Source organism: Streptomyces vietnamensis (genome assembly GCF_000830005.1).
Taxonomy (GTDB): domain Bacteria; phylum Actinomycetota; class Actinomycetes; order Streptomycetales; family Streptomycetaceae; genus Streptomyces; species Streptomyces vietnamensis.
The window spans coordinates 1,553,003-1,570,366 of record NZ_CP010407.1 but is presented as its reverse complement, the minus strand read 5'-3'; the positions used below and the strand labels follow the sequence as shown (position 1 = coordinate 1,570,366).

At 73.3% G+C, this 17,364-nt stretch carries 17 protein-coding genes; 15 read left to right on the top strand and 2 right to left on the bottom strand.

All coding sequences use genetic code 11. The features are described from left to right. Positions 1–3 precede the first annotated feature (3 nt). The 8 genes from SVTN_RS06765 to SVTN_RS06730 all read left to right on the top strand — a co-directional run bounded on the left by SVTN_RS06765 (position 4) and on the right by SVTN_RS06730 (position 8,535). Positions 4–1,113, top strand: coding sequence for a quinone-dependent dihydroorotate dehydrogenase (locus SVTN_RS06765; protein ID WP_041128232.1), 1,110 nt, complete (start codon positions 4–6; stop codon positions 1,111–1,113). Beyond that, positions 1,110–1,946, top strand: a complete 837-nt coding sequence (gene pyrF / locus SVTN_RS06760; protein WP_041128231.1) for an orotidine-5'-phosphate decarboxylase — start codon at positions 1,110–1,112, stop codon at positions 1,944–1,946. The genes SVTN_RS06765 and pyrF overlap by 4 nt, the downstream gene beginning before the upstream one ends. Positions 1,947–2,243: 297 nt before the next feature. After that, positions 2,244–2,567: an integration host factor gene (locus SVTN_RS06755; RefSeq protein WP_030204477.1), complete on the top strand. Its 324-nt coding sequence runs from the start codon at positions 2,244–2,246 to the stop codon at positions 2,565–2,567. 73 nt (positions 2,568–2,640) lie between these two features. Next, positions 2,641–3,204 carry a guanylate kinase gene (gmk, locus tag SVTN_RS06750; protein WP_078908242.1) on the top strand — a complete coding sequence of 188 codons (564 nt, stop codon included), beginning with the start codon at positions 2,641–2,643 and terminating at the stop codon, positions 3,202–3,204. Positions 3,205–3,232: 28 nt separating this feature from the next. Further along, positions 3,233–3,505 carry a DNA-directed RNA polymerase subunit omega gene (gene rpoZ / locus SVTN_RS06745; protein WP_005319902.1) on the top strand — a complete coding sequence of 91 codons (273 nt, stop codon included), beginning with the start codon at positions 3,233–3,235 and terminating at the stop codon, positions 3,503–3,505. A gap of 108 nt (positions 3,506–3,613) precedes the next feature. Beyond that, positions 3,614–4,825, top strand: a complete 1,212-nt coding sequence (gene coaBC / locus SVTN_RS06740) for a bifunctional phosphopantothenoylcysteine decarboxylase/phosphopantothenate--cysteine ligase CoaBC (protein ID WP_041128229.1) — start codon at positions 3,614–3,616, stop codon at positions 4,823–4,825. Between the two features lie 278 nt (positions 4,826–5,103). After that, positions 5,104–6,312, top strand: coding sequence for a methionine adenosyltransferase (gene metK, locus SVTN_RS06735; RefSeq protein WP_041128228.1), 1,209 nt, complete (start codon positions 5,104–5,106; stop codon positions 6,310–6,312). Positions 6,313–6,405: 93 nt separating this feature from the next. After that, complete coding sequence (locus tag SVTN_RS06730; protein ID WP_041128227.1) at positions 6,406–8,535, top strand: primosomal protein N'; 2,130 nt, start codon at positions 6,406–6,408, stop codon at positions 8,533–8,535. 71 nt (positions 8,536–8,606) lie between these two features. On the opposite strand, the gene SVTN_RS06725 is transcribed toward SVTN_RS06730, so the two are convergent. Continuing rightward, a complete protein-coding gene (locus SVTN_RS06725) occupies positions 8,607–9,125 on the bottom strand; it encodes a hypothetical protein (protein ID WP_041128226.1) in 519 nt (172 codons plus the stop codon). A gap of 228 nt (positions 9,126–9,353) precedes the next feature. On the opposite strand from SVTN_RS06725, the gene fmt reads away from it, so the two are divergent. From fmt to SVTN_RS06690, 7 genes are all read left to right on the top strand, one after another. After that, entirely contained in the window at positions 9,354–10,286 is a 933-nt protein-coding gene (gene fmt / locus SVTN_RS06720) for a methionyl-tRNA formyltransferase (protein ID WP_041128225.1), read from the top strand. Between the two features lie 72 nt (positions 10,287–10,358). Next, positions 10,359–11,771: an RsmB/NOP family class I SAM-dependent RNA methyltransferase gene (locus SVTN_RS06715; protein ID WP_041128224.1), complete on the top strand. Its 1,413-nt coding sequence runs from the start codon at positions 10,359–10,361 to the stop codon at positions 11,769–11,771. 150 nt (positions 11,772–11,921) lie between these two features. After that, a complete protein-coding gene (gene rpe / locus SVTN_RS06710) occupies positions 11,922–12,605 on the top strand; it encodes a ribulose-phosphate 3-epimerase (RefSeq protein ID WP_041128223.1) in 684 nt (227 codons plus the stop codon). A gap of 130 nt (positions 12,606–12,735) precedes the next feature. Then, on the top strand, positions 12,736–13,785 hold the full coding sequence (locus tag SVTN_RS06705) for a sugar-binding transcriptional regulator (protein WP_174518238.1): 1,050 nt from the start codon (positions 12,736–12,738) through the stop codon (positions 13,783–13,785). A 53-nt stretch (positions 13,786–13,838) separates the two neighbouring features. Further along, the gene (locus SVTN_RS06700) at positions 13,839–14,282 is read left to right on the top strand and encodes a guanyl-specific ribonuclease (protein WP_041128221.1); all 444 of its coding nucleotides are present in this window, start codon (positions 13,839–13,841) and stop codon (positions 14,280–14,282) included. Further along, positions 14,269–14,601, top strand: a complete 333-nt coding sequence (locus tag SVTN_RS06695; RefSeq protein ID WP_041128220.1) for a barstar family protein — start codon at positions 14,269–14,271, stop codon at positions 14,599–14,601. Before SVTN_RS06700 ends, SVTN_RS06695 begins: the two co-directional genes overlap by 14 nt. A 101-nt stretch (positions 14,602–14,702) precedes the next feature. After that, positions 14,703–16,145: a GuaB1 family IMP dehydrogenase-related protein gene (locus SVTN_RS06690; RefSeq protein ID WP_041128219.1), complete on the top strand. Its 1,443-nt coding sequence runs from the start codon at positions 14,703–14,705 to the stop codon at positions 16,143–16,145. 124 nt (positions 16,146–16,269) lie between these two features. Here the strand turns inward: SVTN_RS06690 and SVTN_RS06685 are convergent, their stop codons facing one another. Beyond that, a complete protein-coding gene (locus SVTN_RS06685; RefSeq protein ID WP_078908241.1) occupies positions 16,270–17,364 on the bottom strand; it encodes a GDSL-type esterase/lipase family protein in 1,095 nt (364 codons plus the stop codon).

Below are 17,364 nucleotides of genomic sequence, written 5' to 3'. Positions count from 1 at the left end.
CCCATGTACAAGTTCTTCTTCAACCTGGTCTTCAAGCGGATGGACCCCGAGCAGGCCCACTACATGGCCTTCCGGTGGATCCGCCTCGCCGCCCGCATCCCGGTGCTCCGCACCTTCGTCGCCGCCGTCCTCGCGCCCCGGTACAAGGAGCTGCGCACCGAGGCCCTCGGCCTGCGGATGCACGGCCCCTTCGGGCTCGCCGCCGGCTTCGACAAGAACGCCGTCGCCATCGACGGCATGTCGATGCTCGGCTTCGACCACGTCGAGATCGGCACCGTCACCGGCGAGGCCCAGCCCGGCAACCCCAAGAAGCGCCTCTTCCGGCTCGTCCCGGACCGCGCCCTGATCAACCGCATGGGCTTCAACAACGAGGGCTCCGCCGCCGTCGCCGAGCGCCTGGGCGCCCGCAACCCGGTCTTCAAGACGGTCGTCGGCGTCAACATCGGCAAGACCAAGGTCGTCCCCGAGGCCGAGGCCGTCGCCGACTACGTGAAGTCCACCGAGCGCCTCGCCGCGCACGCCGACTACCTCGTCGTCAACGTCTCCTCCCCGAACACCCCCGGCCTGCGCAACCTCCAGGCCACCGAGTCCCTGCGCCCGCTCCTCACCGCCGTCCGCGAGGCCGCCGACCGCACGGTCACCGACCGCCGCGTCCCGCTCCTCGTCAAGATCGCCCCCGACCTGGCCGACGAGGACGTCGACGCGGTCGCCGACCTCGCCCTGGAGCTCGGCCTCGACGGCATCATCGCCACCAACACCACCATCGCGCGCGAGGGCCTCGGCCTGAAGTCCGACCCCGCGCTCATCAAGGAGACCGGCGGCCTGTCCGGCGCGCCCGTCAAGGAGCGCTCCCTGGCCGTCCTGCGCCGCCTCCACGCGCGCGTGGGCGACCGCCTCGTCCTGGTCGGCGTCGGCGGCATCGAGAACGCCGAGGACGCCTGGCAGCGCATCCTCGCCGGCGCCACCCTCATCCAGGGCTACAGCGCCTTCATCTACGAGGGCCCGTTCTACGCCCGCGCGATCCACAAGGGCCTCGCCGCGCGCCTCGCGGCCTCCCCGTACGCCACCCTCGCCGAGGCCGTCGGCGCCGACAACCGAAAGGCCGCCCTGTGACCCTCTCCTTCGGCACCCGCCTGCGCTCCGCCATGGACGAGCGCGGTCCGCTCTGCGTCGGCATCGACCCGCACGCCGCCCTGCTCGACTCCTGGGGCCTGACCGACGACATCGCCGGTCTGGAGCGCTTCACCTTCACCGTCGTCGAGGCCCTCGCCGAGACCGTGGCCGTCTTCAAGCCGCAGTCCGCCTTCTTCGAGCGCTTCGGCTCGCGCGGCATCGCCGTCCTGGAGCGCGCCACCGCCGATCTGCGCGCGGCGGGCGGTCTGGTCGTCATGGACGCCAAGCGCGGCGACATCGGCTCCACCATGGCCGCGTACGCGGAGACCTTCCTGCGCAAGGACTCCCCGCTCTTCTCCGACGCCCTGACGGTCTCCCCGTACCTCGGCTACGGCGCCCTGAAGCCGGCCGTCGACCTGGCCCGGGAGTCCGGCGCCGGCCTCTTCGTCCTGGCCCTCACCTCCAACCCGGAGGGCGCGGAGGTCCAGCGCGCGGTCCGCGAGGACGGCCGGACCATCGGCGCGACGATGCTCGCCCACCTCGCCGAGGAGAACGCGGGGGAGACCCCGATGGGCTCCTTCGGCGCGGTCGTCGGCGCCACCCTCGGCGACCTGTCCTCCTTCGACCTCGACATCAACGGGCCGCTCCTCGCCCCCGGCATCGGCGCCCAGGGCGCGACCCCCGCCGACCTCCCGGCCGTCTTCGGCGCGGCGGTCCGCAACGTGGTCCCGAACGTCAGCCGCGGGGTCCTGCGCGAGGGCCCGGACGTGGCCGCCCTGCGGGACTCGGCGCACCGCTACGCGGACGAGATCCGCGCCGCCGTCGCCGGCTGACCGTCCCCCGGACAATCCGCAGGTCGGAGCGGGCGGGGGTGCCCGACGGTGAGCCGTCTCACTCCTTGACGAAAACTTGGCTCAAAACCGGGTCGATATGCCGGAAAAGTCCTGGTCGGTCGATGCTGACCAGGACTTTTCCGCTGTTCTCGCTGACTGGAGCGGCCTCGGCCGCTAGTCTCCGGAGCAGAGCAGGCGTTCAACGGTCACTCCGTTGATCGTTGCTCCACTGGTGTGGGGCGTCCAGGTTCCTCACCGGTCCGTATCCGACAGATCGACATCCGAGGTGACGTAGGCGTGGCTCTTCCGCCCCTTACCCCTGAACAGCGCGCAGCCGCGCTCGAAAAGGCCGCCGCGGCTCGCCGGGAGCGGGCCGAGGTCAAGAATCGACTCAAGCACTCCGGCGCCTCCCTCCACGAGGTCATCAAGACCGGCCAGGAGAACGACGTCATCGGCAAGATGAAGGTCTCCGCGCTCCTTGAGTCCCTGCCCGGCGTCGGCAAGGTCCGTGCCAAGCAGATCATGGAGCGGCTCGGCATCTCCGAGAGCCGCCGGGTGCGCGGTCTCGGCTCCAACCAGATCGCCTCCCTGGAGCGCGAGTTCGGCAGCACCGGCGCCTGATCGGCGACCGGTGGGGCTTCCCGATCCGGGACACGCGTCCCGGGCACCCCGGTGAAGCTGGAATAATTGCTGCATGGCAGCAGAGGTACGTCCGCGGCTGACCGTGCTCTCCGGCCCCTCAGGGGTCGGCAAGAGCACGGTCGTCGCTCATATGCGCAAGGTCCACCCCGAGGTCTGGCTCTCGGTGTCGGCGACGACGCGGAAGCCCCGCCCCGGCGAGAAGCACGGCGTCCACTACTTCTTCGTCACGGACGACGAGTTCGACAAGCTGATCGCCAACGGTGAGCTCCTCGAGTGGGCCGAGTTCGCGGGCAACCGCTACGGCACCCCGCGCGGCGCGGTCCTGGAGCGTCTGGACTCCGGCGAGCCCGTGCTCCTGGAGATCGACCTCCAGGGCGCCCGCCAGGTGAAGGACTCCATGGCGGAGTCCCAGCTGGTCTTCCTGGCCCCGCCGAGCTGGGAGGAGCTGGTCCGCCGGCTCACCGGCCGCGGCACCGAGTCGCCCGAGGTCATCGAGCGCCGCCTGCAGGCCGCGAAGGTCGAGCTGGCCGCCGAGTCGGAGTTCGACACCACGCTCGTCAACACCTCCGTCGAGGACGTCGCACGCGAGCTGCTAACGTTGATGCACGTTGTCTGATCTTTTTTCCATCTTCGGAAGGTAGAGCGTGTCCTCTTCCATCACCGCGCCCGAGGGCATCATCAACCCGCCGATCGACGAGCTGCTCGAGGCCACGGACTCGAAGTACAGCCTCGTGATCTACGCGGCCAAGCGCGCGCGGCAGATCAACGCGTACTACTCCCAGCTCGGCGAGGGTCTCCTGGAGTACGTGGGTCCGCTCGTCGACACCCACGTCCACGAGAAGCCGCTCTCGATCGCCCTGCGCGAGATCAACGCGGGTCTGCTGACGTCCGAGGCCATCGAGGGCCCCGCGCAGTAAGCACACAGCGCTTGTAATGCTTGTCACCACAGGCCCGGCGGAACATCCGCCGGGCCTGTGGTGTCTCATGGAGTCGTACGCAGCCGAGTGCGGGGAGTCGTGGAAGTCGTGTCCAAGCCGAAGGTCGTCCTGGGCGTGAGCGGCGGCATCGCCGCCTACAAGGCGTGCGAGCTGCTCCGCAGGCTCACCGAGTCGGGTCACGACGTGCGCGTCGTCCCCACCGACTCCGCGCTTCACTTCGTCGGCGCGGCGACCTGGTCCGCGCTCTCCGGGAACCCCGTCTCCACCGAGGTGTGGGAGTCCGTCCACGAGGTCCCGCACGTGCGGATCGGCCAGGCCGCCGACCTCGTCGTCGTCGCCCCCGCCACCGCCGACATGCTCGCCAAGGCCGCCCACGGCCTCGCCGACGACCTGCTCACCAACACGCTGCTCACCGCGCGCTGTCCGGTCGTCTTCGCCCCCGCCATGCACACCGAGATGTGGGAGCACCCGGCCACCCAGGAGAACGTGGCCACCCTCCGCCGCCGCGGCGCCGTCGTCATCGAGCCCGCCGTCGGCCGACTCACCGGCGTCGACACCGGCAAGGGCCGGCTGCCCGACCCGGCGGAGATCTTCGAGGTCTGCAAGAGGATCCTCGCGCGCGGCGTGACCGCCCCCGACCTCGCGGGACGTCACGTGGTCGTCAGCGCCGGCGGCACCCGCGAGCCCCTCGACCCCGTCCGCTACCTCGGCAACCGCTCCTCCGGGAAGCAGGGCTACGCCCTCGCGAAGGCCGCCGCCGCCCGCGGCGCCCGGGTCACCCTCGTCGAGGCGAACACCGGCATCCCCGACCCGGCCGGGGTCGACGTCGTCCACGTCGGCACCGCCGTCCAGCTCCGCGAGGCCGTCCTCAAGGCCGCCGCCGACGCCGACGCGGTCGTGATGGCCGCCGCCGTCGCCGACTTCCGTCCGGCCGCCTACGCCCCCGGCAAGATCAAGAAGACGGACGACGGCGGCGCGCCGACGATCGAACTCGTCCGCAACCCCGACATCCTCGCCGAGCTGGCCGCCGACCGCGCCCTGCCCGGCCAGGTGGTCGTCGGCTTCGCCGCCGAGACCGACGACGTCCTCGCCAACGGCCGCGCGAAGCTCCGCCGGAAGGGCTGCGACCTGCTCGTCGTCAACGAGGTGGGGGAGCGCAAGACCTTCGGTTCCGAGGAGAACGAGGCCGTCGTCCTCGCGTCGGACGGCGCCGAGACCCCCGTACCGTACGGGCCGAAGGAAGCGCTCGCCGAGACGGTCTGGGACCTGGTCCTGCCGCGGCTGCGCTCCACGATCTGACGCATCTCGCCCGTTCCGGCGGACGGGCCGGGGGTCGGCGTGATCTCATTTTCCCGGGACGCGAAACGCCGTCCCAGGAGTGATTTGCGCCCCACCCGGGTGGGCACGTCGGCCTTGCCGGAGACCGGTTTCACCCGGTCACCGGTATTCGCCAGGCGAGACACCTGGTCCATTGCCCGACCACGACCGATAGACTGTTCGTGGAACGTCGCGGGGCGCAGCCCCCTGCCGGTCCGCGTCACGAGTAGCCAGCAGCCGCTGCAACCCCAGGGAGCGTTGTGTCCCGTCGTCTGTTCACCTCGGAGTCCGTCACCGAGGGCCACCCCGACAAGATCGCTGACCAGATCAGCGACACCATTCTCGACGCACTGCTGCGCGAGGACCCCACCTCGCGCGTCGCCGTCGAGACGCTGATCACCACCGGCCTGGTGCACGTCGCCGGTGAGGTGACCACCAAGGCGTGGGCGGACATCCCGACCCTCGTCCGGAACAAGATCCTCGAGATCGGTTACGACTCCTCGAAGAAGGGCTTCGACGGCGCCTCCTGCGGCGTGTCGGTGTCCATCGGATCCCAGTCCCCGGACATCGCCCAGGGTGTCGACACCGCGTACGAGAAGCGCGTCGAGGGCGACGAGGACGAGCTCGACAAGCAGGGCGCCGGCGACCAGGGCCTGATGTTCGGCTACGCGTCGGACGAGACCCCCGAGCTGATGCCGCTGCCGATCCACCTCGCGCACCGGCTCTCCCGCCGTCTCACCGAGGTCCGCAAGAACGGGACCATCCCGTACCTGCGCCCCGACGGCAAGACCCAGGTCACCATCGAGTACGACGGCGACAAGGCCGTCCGCCTCGACACGGTCGTCGTCTCCTCGCAGCACGCCTCGGACATCGACCTCGAGTCGCTGCTCGCGCCCGACATTCGCGAGTTCGTCGTCGAGCACGTGCTGAAGCAGCTCGTCGAGGACGGCATCAAGCTCGACACCGACGGCTACCGCCTGCTCGTGAACCCGACCGGCCGCTTCGAGATCGGCGGCCCGATGGGCGACGCCGGCCTCACCGGTCGCAAGATCATCATTGACACCTACGGCGGCATGGCCCGCCACGGTGGCGGCGCCTTCTCCGGCAAGGACCCGTCCAAGGTCGACCGCTCGGCCGCCTACGCCATGCGCTGGGTCGCCAAGAACGTCGTCGCCGCGGGCCTCGCCTCGCGCTGCGAGGTCCAGGTCGCCTACGCGATCGGCAAGGCGGAGCCCGTCGGCCTCTTCGTCGAGACCTTCGGCACCAACACCGTCGAGACCGAGAAGATCGAGAACGCCATCGGCGAGGTCTTCGACCTCCGCCCGGCCGCGATCATCCGCGACCTCGACCTGCTCCGCCCGATCTACTCCCAGACCGCCGCCTACGGCCACTTCGGCCGCGAGCTGCCGGACTTCACCTGGGAGCGCACGGACCGCGTGGAGGCCCTGCGCCAGGCCGCCGGCCTGTAATCCCAGGCCGAAACGACCGAAGCCCGGTACCCCGAGGGGGTGCCGGGCTTCGGCCATGCCCGGCTGTCGGTGGCGTCTGGTAGGTATGGGGCTGTGAGCAGCGAGAACGAGAAGTCCGACGAGCCCGAGCAGCTCGCGCTCATCCGGGAGACCGTACGGAGGGCGAAGGTGCCGCGGGCCAAGCCGCGGACCTGGCGGGGGGCCGCGCTGGCCAAGGAGCTGCCGGTCGCGCGGGTCGTCGTGAACAAGGGGGCGCTCCACCTCGACCAGTTCTTCGACTACGCGGTCCCCGAGGAGCTGGACGAGGCCGCCCGGCCCGGGGTGCGGGTGCGGGTGCGGTTCGGGGCGGGCGCCCACCAGGTGCGGGGCGGGCGGCGCGAGGGCGGCCGGCTCATCGACGGGTTCCTGGTGGAGCGGCGCGCCGAGTCGGACTACTCGGGGCCGCTCGCCGCGCTCGCCGACGTCGTCTCGCCGGAGCCGGTGCTCGGGCCGGAGCTGCTCGGCCTCGCCCGGGCCGTCGCCGACCGGTACGCGGGAAGCCTCGCCGACGTCCTCCAGTTGGCCGTCCCGCCGCGCAACGCGACCGCCGAGCGCAAGCCCTCGCCCGCGCCGCTGCCGCCGCCGGGACCGCCGGAGCCGGGCAGCTGGACGCGGTACGAGCGCGGGCCCGCGTTCCTCGACTCCCTCGCGCGCGGCGGGGCGCCCCGGGCCGTGTGGAACGCGCTGCCGGGGCCGTACTGGGCCCAGGAGATCGCCCGGGCCGTGGCCGCGACCCTCGCCTCCGGGCGGGGCGCGCTCGTCGTCGTCCCCGACGGACGGGCCGCCGGCCGGGTCGACGCGGCACTGACCGAGGTCCTGGGGGAGGGGCGGCACGCGCTGCTCACCGCCGAGGCGGGACCCGAGAAGCGGTACGCGCAGTGGCTGGCTGCCCGGCGCGGCGCCGTGCGGGCCGTCGTCGGCACCCGGGCCGCCATGTTCGCCCCCGTACGGGACCTCGGGCTCGTCGTCATCTGGGACGACGGCGACGGCAGCCACAGCGAACCGCACGCCCCGCAGCCCCACGCGCGCGAGGTGCTGCTGCTGCGCGCCGCCCACGACCGGTGCGCCTTCCTCCTCGGCTCCACCAGCTGCACCGTCGAGGCCGCCCAGCTCGTCGAGTCCGGCTGGGCCCGGCCGCTGGACGCCGGCCGCGAACAGGTCCGCAGGGCCGCCCCCCTGATCCGTACCGTCGGCGACGGCGAACTCGCCCGCGACGAGGCCGCGCGCGCCGCCCGGCTGCCCTCGCTCGCCTGGCAGACCGTACGGGAAGGCCTGAAGACCGGGCCGGTGCTCGTCCAGGTGCCCCGGCGCGGGTACGTACCGAGGCTGGCCTGCGAGCGCTGCCGCACGCCCGCCCGCTGCCGGCACTGCGCCGGGCCCCTGGAAGCCCCCGAGCAGCAGGAGCTGCGGTGCGGCTGGTGCGGGCGCGGCGCCCCCGACTGGCACTGCGCGGAGTGCGGCTCGGCCCGGCTGCGGGCCCAGGTGGTCGGCGCCCGGCGGACCGCGGAGGAGCTCGGCCGGGCGTTCCCCGCCGTGCCGGTACGGACCTCCGGACGCGACCACGTCCTGGACAGCGTCCCCGGGCGTCCCGCGCTCGTCGTCTCCACCCCCGGCGCCGAGCCCGTCGCCGAGGGCGGCTACGCGGCCGCGCTGCTCCTCGACGGCTGGGCCATGCTCGGCCGGCCCGACCTGCGCGCGGGCGAGGAGGCGCTGCGCCGCTGGATCGACGCGGCCTCCCTCGTCCGGGGGCAGGCCGAGGGCGGCACCGTCGTCGTGGTCGCCGAACCGACCCTCCGGCCCGTCCAGGCGCTCGTCCGCTGGGACCCCGTGGGACACGCCCAGCGGGAACTGGCCGAGCGGGCCGAGCTGGGCTTCCCGCCGGTCTCCCGGATGGCCGCCGTCACCGGGCCGGCGGAGGCCGTCGAAGGCTTCCTGGCCGCGGCCGGGCTCCCCGCCGACGCCGAGGTCCTCGGCCCCGTGCCGCTGCCCGTCGTCCGGCCCGGCGGGCCGCGCAGACCCGGCGACCCGCCGCAGGGCGAGCAGTGGGAGCGGGCCCTGGTCCGGGTTCCGCCCGGCAGCGGCGCGGCCCTGGCGGCCTCGCTCAAACAGGCCAGGGCGGGGCGCCTCGCGCGCGGCGGCGGGGACCCGGTACGGATCCGCGTGGACCCGCCGGACATCGGCTGACGCCGCCGTCCCCGGACACGCCACGGCCGCCCGTCCCCGGTGGGGCGGGCGGCCGTGTTGCGCGTACGGGGTCAGACGTTGCGCGGGCCGGGGAAGGCCGGCGGGCGCGGGTCCTCGCGGAGGGCGGCGCTGCCCGAGGTGGGCTGCGGCGGCATCGAACGGGCGGCGGGGACCGAGGGGATCGCACGGGTCACGCCCGGCTCCACCGCGTGGTCCTGGTCCACGGCCACGCCCGGCTGGGGCGCGCGACGGGCGCCGTAGCGGCGGTGGACGGCCTGCTTGGTGACCCCGAGCGCGGAACCCACCGCGTCCCAGGAGAACCCGAGCGAGCGGTCGAAGTCGACCGCCGCGGTCACCAGCGTCTCGACACTGTCCCGCAACTCCTGGGCGAGACGTACGGTCGGGGCGGGCGCGCGCCCGTAGACGACGAAGCCCGTCGACGGGCCGGAGCGGCGAGGGCGGTAGACATTGCCCAGCTGGGCCGTGAGCGTGCGCAGTGCGTCCACCTGCCGCCGGACCCGCTCGATGTCCCGCACCAACAGGTGCAGACTTGCCCGGGCTTGGGCGTCGTGGGTTGCGTGGTCGGCCATGTGAAAGCCTCTCGAACCGGCGTTTAAGGGGGCGGGCCGCGGAGGGGGAACAGCGGCCCGATTCGGTCAATCTCTCTTGACCAACGCGCCACCGGGAGTTGGGTCACGCTGCGGGGGCGTACACGCATATGCGCGGGGCGCTCGTCCTCCCGTACGCCCCCTTCCCCGTAGGGCGCCTAGACTGGTGCGCTGCCCGCAACGCCCCCGGAGAGACAGGCAGTCCCACCCATGAAGCTCGTCTTCGCAGGCACCCCCGAGGTCGCCGTTCCCGCCCTGGACGCCCTGCTCGCCTCCGGGCGGCACGAGGTGGCCGCCGTGGTCACCCGGCCCGACGCCCCGGCGGGGCGCGGCCGGCGGCTCGTCGCCAGCCCGGTGGCCCAGCGGGCGGAGGAGGCCGGGATCGAGGTCCTGAAGCCGGCCAGGCCCCGCGACGAGGAGTTCCTCGCCCGGCTGCGGGAGATCGCGCCGGACTGCTGCCCGGTCGTCGCGTACGGCGCGCTGCTGCCCAAGGTCGCCCTCGACATCCCCGTCCACGGCTGGGTCAACCTGCACTTCTCGCTGCTGCCCGCCTGGCGCGGCGCGGCGCCCGTGCAGCACTCCCTGATGGCCGGCGACGAGGTGACGGGCGCGTCCACCTTCCTCATCGAGGAGGGCCTCGACTCCGGCCCGGTCTACGGCGTCGTCACCGAGGACATCCGCCCCACCGACACCAGCGGCGACCTGCTGACCCGGCTCGCCTTCGCGGGCGCCGGACTGCTCGCCGCGACCATGGACGGCATCGAGGACGGCACGCTCAAGGCCGTCCCGCAGCCCATCGAGGGCATCACGCTCGCCCCGAAGATCCAGGTCGAGGACGCCCACGTCGACTTCGCCGCCCCCGCGCTCCGGGTGGACCGCGTGGTCCGCGGCTGCACCCCGGCCCCCGGCGCCTGGACCGTCTTCCGCGGCGAACGCCTCAAGCTGATCCAGGTCACCCCGCTCCCGGACCGCACCGACCTCGCCCCGGGCGAGCTCGCCGTCGGCAAGAACAACGTGTACGCGGGCACCGGCTCGTACGCCGTCGAACTGCTCTGGGTCCAGCCCCAGGGCAAGAAGCCGATGAAGGCCGCCGACTGGGCCCGCGGCGTCCGCATCGCCCCCGGTGAGCGGCTGGGGGCGTAGGGCGCGGGCGGCTCCGCGGGCGACGTAGGCTGGGAGCGTTCGACCCTCTTCATTTCGTCACGCGGAGCACCTTTGAGCGAGCAGGCACGTCGTCGTCCCCCCAAGCCCTACCGGCGGCCCCAGAAGGACCCCGTCCGGATGCTCGCCTTCGAGGCGCTCAGGGCGGTGGACGAGCGGGACGCCTACGCGAACCTGGTGCTGCCGCCGCTGCTGAGGAAGGCCCGCGAGAAGGGCGACTTCGACGGGCGGGACGCGGCGCTCGCGACCGAGCTCGTGTACGGGACGCTGCGCCGGCAGGGCACGTACGACGCGATCATCGCGGCCTGCATCGACCGGCCGCTGCGCGAGGTCGACCCGCCCGTGCTCGACGTCCTCTCGCTCGGCGCGCACCAGCTGCTCGGGACGCGGATCCCCACGCACGCCGCCGTCTCCGCCAGCGTCGAGCTGGCCCGGGTGGTGCTCGGCGACGGACGGGCCAAGTTCGTGAACGCCGTGCTGCGGAAGATCTCGCAGCAGGACCTCGACGCCTGGGTCGAGCAGGTCGCCCCGCCGTACGACGAGGACGCCGAGGACCACCTCGCCGTCGTCCACTCGCACCCCCGCTGGGTCGTCTCGGCGCTCTGGGACTCCCTCGGCGGCGGCCGCGCCGGGATCGAGGACCTCCTGGAGGCGGACAACGAACGCCCCGAGGTCACCCTCGTCGCCCGCCCCGGCCGCTCCACCACCGAGGAGCTCGCCGCCGCCACCGAGACCCTGCCGGGCCGCTGGTCGCCCTACGCCCTGCGGATGGCCGAGGGCGGCGAGCCCGGTGCCATCGAGGCGGTCAAGGAGGGCCGGGCCGGCGTCCAGGACGAGGGCAGCCAGCTCGTCGCGATCGCCCTCGCCAACGCGCCCGTGGAGGGCTCCGACACCCGCTGGCTCGACGGCTGCGCGGGCCCCGGCGGCAAGGCCGCCCTGCTCGGCGCCCTCGCGGCCGAGCGCGGCGCCTTCCTGCTCGCCTCCGAGAAGCAGCCGCACCGCGCCCGCCTCGTCGAGCGCGCCCTCGCCGGCAACCCCGGCCCGTATCAGGTGATCGCCGCCGACGGCACCCGCCCGCCGTGGCGCCCCGGCTCCTTCGACCGCGTCCTCGTGGACGTGCCCTGCTCGGGCCTCGGCGCCCTGCGCCGCCGCCCCGAGGCCCGCTGGCGCCGCCGCCCCGAGGACCTCGACGGCTTCGCCCCGCTCCAGCGCGCCCTGCTCACCGAGGCGCTGAGCGCCGTGCGCGTCGGCGGAGTGGTGGGGTACGCGACCTGCTCGCCGCACCTCGCCGAGACCCGGGTCGTCGTCGACGACGTCCTCAAGAAGGTCGGTGGCGCCGAGCTGATCGACGCCCGTCCGCTGCTGCCCGGCGTCCCGGCGCTCGGCGACGGCCCGGACGTCCAGCTGTGGCCGCATCTGCACGGTACGGACGCCATGTATCTGGCGCTGCTGCGCCGGACCGCGTGACCGGCAGGCCCCCGACCCTTCGATCATCTGACCGTAATCTCCCGGTCTGCGCCGGTCCCGGACTCGTCGCTTCGTACCGAAACTGGTCTGGACCGGATTCGAAACCGCTCAGCGGCAAAGAAGTACCCAAGAACGTGGGAGGCTTGGCTCATGGCGCAGATCAACCCCAGCATCCTGTCCGCGGACTTCGCCCGGCTCGCCGATGAGGCGAAGGCAGTCGGCGGTGCCGACTGGCTGCACGTCGACGTGATGGACAACCACTTCGTGCCCAACCTGACGCTGGGCGTGCCGATCGTGGAGTCGCTGGCCCGCGCCACCGACACCCCGCTCGACTGTCACCTGATGATCGAGGACCCCGACCGCTGGGCCCCGCAGTACGTGGAGGCGGGCGCCGGTTCGGTGACCTTCCACGTCGAGGCGGCCGCCGCGCCGGTGCGGCTCGCGCGGGAGATCCGGGCCAAGGGCGCGCGGGCCTCGATGGCGCTCAAGCCGGCCACGCCCATCGAGCCGTACGAGGACCTGCTCCCCGAGCTCGACATGCTGCTCATCATGACCGTCGAGCCCGGCTTCGGCGGCCAGGCCTTCCTCGACATCATGCTGCCCAAGATCCGCCGCACTCGGGAACTGATCTCCAAGCACGGTCTGGAGCTCTGGCTCCAGGTCGACGGCGGGGTCGCCGAGTCCACGATCGAGCGGTGCGCCGAGGCCGGCGCCGACGTCTTCGTCGCCGGTTCCGCGGTGTACGGAGCGGCGGATCCGGCCGCCGCCGTCGCCTCGCTCCGGGCCCGCGCGGAGGCCGCGACCGCCTCCGCCGCGTGGGCGTGTGGCCACTGAGCCTCCGGCGGATGAACGCAGTCCGTCGGGCCGCCGACAGGACTGATCAAGGCCCGCCGGATCTGACAGGATGAACGGCGAGTCCAGAGTGTGAACAGTGTGAACGACAGCCGTACGTGAACAGCGGTACGTGAACAGCAGTGAGGAGATCGCGGTGGCGGGTATGTCGGCGGGACGGTCAGCCCTGCGGATGGGCCCCGCGGAGCTGGTGCAGGCGGCGGCCATGGCCCGCCGCTTCTACCTCGAGGGCAAGTCCAAGATCCAGATCGCCGAGGAGTTCGGCGTGAGCCGCTTCAAGGTGGCCCGGGTCCTGGAGACCGCCCTGGAGCGCGACCTCGTGCGGATCGAGATCCGCGTACCGGCCGAGCTGGACGCCGAGCGATCCGACGCGCTCCGCGCCCGCTACGGGCTCCGCCACGCCGTCGTCGTCGAGTCCCCGGCGGAGGGCGACGACGAGTCGCCCGACCCGGAGAACCTCGGCGAGGTCGCGGCCGACCTGCTCGGCGAGCTCGTCACCGAGGGCGACGTCCTCGGCCTGGCCTGGGGCCGTTCCACCATCCACATGGCGGCCGCCCTCGACCGGCTGCCGCCCTGCACGGTCGTCCAGCTCACCGGGGTGTACGACGCCGGGACCGCCGAGCGCGGCTCCGTCGAGGCCGTACGGCGCGCCGCCCAGGTCTCCGGCGGCGAGGCCCACCCCATCTACGCGCCCATGCTGCTGCCCGACCCGGCGACCGCGGCCGCGCTGCGCAGCCAGACCGGCATCGCGCGGGCCTTCGAGTACTTCGACAAGGTGACCGTCGCCTGCGTCTCCATCGGCTCCTGGGAGCCGGGCATCTCGACCGTCCACGACATGCTCTCCGACGCCGAGCGCGCCCACTACGCCTCGCTGGGCGTCGCCGCCGAGATGTCCGCGCACCTCTTCGACACCGAGGGGCGCCGGGTCGGCCGCGACCTGGGCGAGCGCTGCATCACCGTCGAGGCGGACCGGCTGCGCCGGATCCCCGAGGTCGTGGCGATCGCCGGCGGGCAGCGCAAGGCGGCGGCGATCGGCGCGGTGCTCCGCTCCGGGCTCGTCACCAGCCTGGTCACCGACCGCGCCGCGGCGGACTACCTGCTCACCGAGTCCAGCCCCGGCACGCACCCGGCGCTCGAGCGCAAGGACCCCGACGGCAGCTGAACGCGCGCGCGGTCCTGGGGGCCGGAGCAGTCCCGCGACGGTAGGTTCGGGACATGTTGCTCCGGCCCCTGCGCGTGCTCCTCGCGCTCGTCCTCGCCGTCTTCCTGGCCGGGTGCTCCTCGGCGGGCGGCGGCGGTACCAGCACCGGCACCGCCACCCCGGCCCCCACCCGTACGGTCGCGGCCGCAGCGCCCACCGGGACCTCCGGGCTCCCCACCGTACGAGTGGCGGAGCTGCCGCCCGAGGCCCGGAAGACGCTCGCCCTCATCGCGCACGGCGGCCCCTTCCCGTACGCCAGGGACGGCGCCGTCTTCTCGAACTTCGAGCGGATCCTGCCCCGCAAGGAGCGCGGCTACTACCACGAGTACACGGTGAAGACCCCCGGCGAGCGCGACCGGGGCGCCCGGCGCATCGTCACCGGCCGGGGTGGGGAGACGTACTACACGGACGACCACTACGAGACGTTCCGGGAGGTGGTCGCGGATGAGGATCGATGACGCCGTCCTCCTGGACCTGCACGGGGTCACCGACAAGGTCGCCTTCATGAACCGCTGCGTGCGGGCGCTGCCGCTGCCCATCTGGTTCGGCCGCAACTGGGACGCCCTCGCCGACTCCCTCGCCGATATGCGCGAACCCATGGCGGTCGTGGTGACCGGCTGGCAGGCTTATGCCGAGGCCAGTCCCGAGGACTGGGCCATCGCCCAGGAGGTCTTCTCGGCGGCGGCCCGGGCCAGCTCCGAAGGCCTCGTGGTCCTCCTCTCGCTCGGCCATTTGGAGGATCCGACAGCGCGCCCCGCCCAAGGCTCGGACGTTTAGCCCGGACCGTCTGCGCCACCCCTCGTGGGACAATGAACTACGTGCTTTTTCCCCTGGCTGAAATGCCTAGGGGCCGATCCGAACGACTGGGATGTCAGCACGTGCGTTTCCTCAATGACGTCAAGCCGCCCTACGACCTGACGTACGACGATGTGTTCATGGTGCCGAGCCGCTCGGCCGTCGGTTCCCGCCAGGCCGTGGACCTCTCCTCGCCCGACGGGACCGGGACCACCATCCCGCTCGTCGTCGCCAACATGACCGCCATCGCCGGCCGCCGGATGGCCGAGACCGTCGCCCGCCGCGGCGGCCTGGTCGTCATCCCGCAGGACATCCCGATCGAGGTCGTCACCGACGTCATCTCGTGGGTGAAGAGCCGCCACCACGTCCTCGACACCCCGATCGTCCTGGAGCCGCACCAGACCGTCGCCGACGCGCTCTCCCTGCTGCCGAAGCGCGCCCACGACGCCGGTGTCGTCGTCGACGAGAACCGCCGCCCGGTGGGCGTCGTCACCGACGCCGACCTCTCCGGCGTCGACCGCTTCACCCAGCTCTCCGAGGTCATGTCCAAGGACCTGCTCCTCCTGGACGCCGACATCGACCCGCGCGAGGCCTTCAACACCCTCGACGCCCACAACCGGCGCTACGCCCCGGCCGTGGACGCGGACGGCAAGCTCGTCGGCATCCTCACCCGCAAGGGCGCCCTGCGCGCGACCCTGTACTCCCCGGCCGTCGACGCCCAGGGACGCCTCCGCATCGCCGCCGCCGTCGGCATCAACGGCGACGTCGCCGGCAAGGCCAAGCAGCTGCTCGACGCGGGCGTCGACACGCTCGTCATCGACACCGCGCACGGCCACCAGGAGTCGATGATCTCCGCGATCAAGACCGTCCGGGCGCTCGACCCGCAGGTCCCGATCGTCGCGGGCAACATCGTCGCCGCCGAGGGCGTCAAGGACCTCATCGAGGCGGGCGCCGACATCATCAAGGTCGGCGTCGGCCCCGGCGCCATGTGCACCACCCGCATGATGACCGGCGTCGGCCGCCCGCAGTTCTCGGCCGTCCTGGAGTGCGCCGCCGAGGCGAAGAAGTACGGCAAGCACGTCTGGGCCGACGGCGGTGTCCGTCACCCGCGCGACGTCGCCATGGCGCTCGCCGCCGGTGCGTCCAACGTGATGATCGGCTCCTGGTTCGCCGGGACGTACGAGTCCCCCGGCGACCTCCAGCACGACGCCCAGGGGCGTGCGTACAAGGAGTCCTTCGGCATGGCCTCGGCCCGCGCCGTCCGGAACCGGACCTCGGACGAGTCCGCCTACGACCGCGCCCGCAAGGCGCTGTTCGAGGAGGGCATCTCCACCTCGCGCATGTTCCTCGACCCGCAGCGTCCGGGCGTCGAGGACCTGATCGACTCGATCATCGCGGGCGTGCGGTCCTCCTGCACCTACGCCGGTGCGGCGTCGCTCGCCGAGTTCGAGGAGAAGGCGGTCGTCGGTCTTCAGTCGGCGGCGGGTTACGCGGAGGGCAAGCCGCTGCACGCCAGCTGGAGCTGACCGCTCACGCAGTAGTACCCCTTCTTGGGCCCCGGGACCTCGCTCCCGGGGCCCAAGCCCGTTGCGGGCCGCACCCGCCGTACGGGCCGGCCCGTACGGCGGGTGCGGCCCGCGCGGGGTGGGATCAGGGGCCCGAGCGGGCGCGAGGCGGCTTCAGCGCGTCCCGCAGCGCTTCCGCCACCGCCGCCGCCATGCGCGCATGCCCCGCATCGTTCGGGTGCAACCCGTCCGCCAGGTGCTCCGGGCCGAGCAGCGGGCGGCCGGAGAGGACCAGGAGGTGGGTGTCGCCCTCCGTCGCCAGGTCCCGGCCCGCCCGCTCCATGGCCCGCCGCAGCTCCGTCAGGGTCGCCCCCAGGGCGTTGCGGGTGTGCTCCGCCTCCGGGCGCAGGACCGGCGAGACGATCAGCAGCGGGGCGTCCGGGTGACCCTGGCGTACCAGGCCCACGAAGGCGCGGACCGTCGCGTACAGCCAGTCCGCCGTCGCCGGCACCCGGGACCAGCAGTTCGTGCCGAACGCGAGGGTGATCAGATCGCCCTGGAGGCGGGACAGGTGTTCGGCGAGCGGTAGCTCGCCCCTCGCCCCGCCCGCGTACCCCAGATTCACCGTGTCCAGGCCGAGCAGCCGCCCCGCCGTGGCCGGCCAGGAGTGCGCCGGGCGGGTCGACCACCAGCCCTCGGTGATCGAGTCGCCGTGGACGAGCCACCGGGGCCGCGCCGGGGCGGGGGAGAGGGCGCCTCCGACGGCCCGCAGCGCGAGCGGCACGGGCGCCTGGTCCTCCGGGAGGTGGAGGGTGAACACGCCGCCGTCCGACGGGGCGCCGCCGTCCGACGGGAGGGGGAGCCTCACGACGGCCTCCGGCGCCGGAGGCGCGCAGACCTCGCCGACGAGCCGCGTGCCCCGCCACAGGGCGAAGCAGTGGCGCAGCGCCCGCAGCGGATCGTCCGGCGCCGGGACGGCCGCCCGGTAGCGGAGCTCCACCGCGCGCGTGCCGGGCGCGGCCGTGAACTCGATCCGTACCCCGATGGGCAGCGCGGCCCGCTCGGCGATGTCCCACGGCAGCCGTTCGAGGTCGTCGGGGTCGGCGCGCACGGGCCGGCCCCCGTCCAGCCAGGCCGTGCCGCGCAGGAACGGTGACGGGTCGAGCCAGTGCACCGGGGCCTCCGATCGTGGGCCGCCGAAGGCGGTCGTCAGGGGCTCGCAGCGTGCGTCATTCCCCAT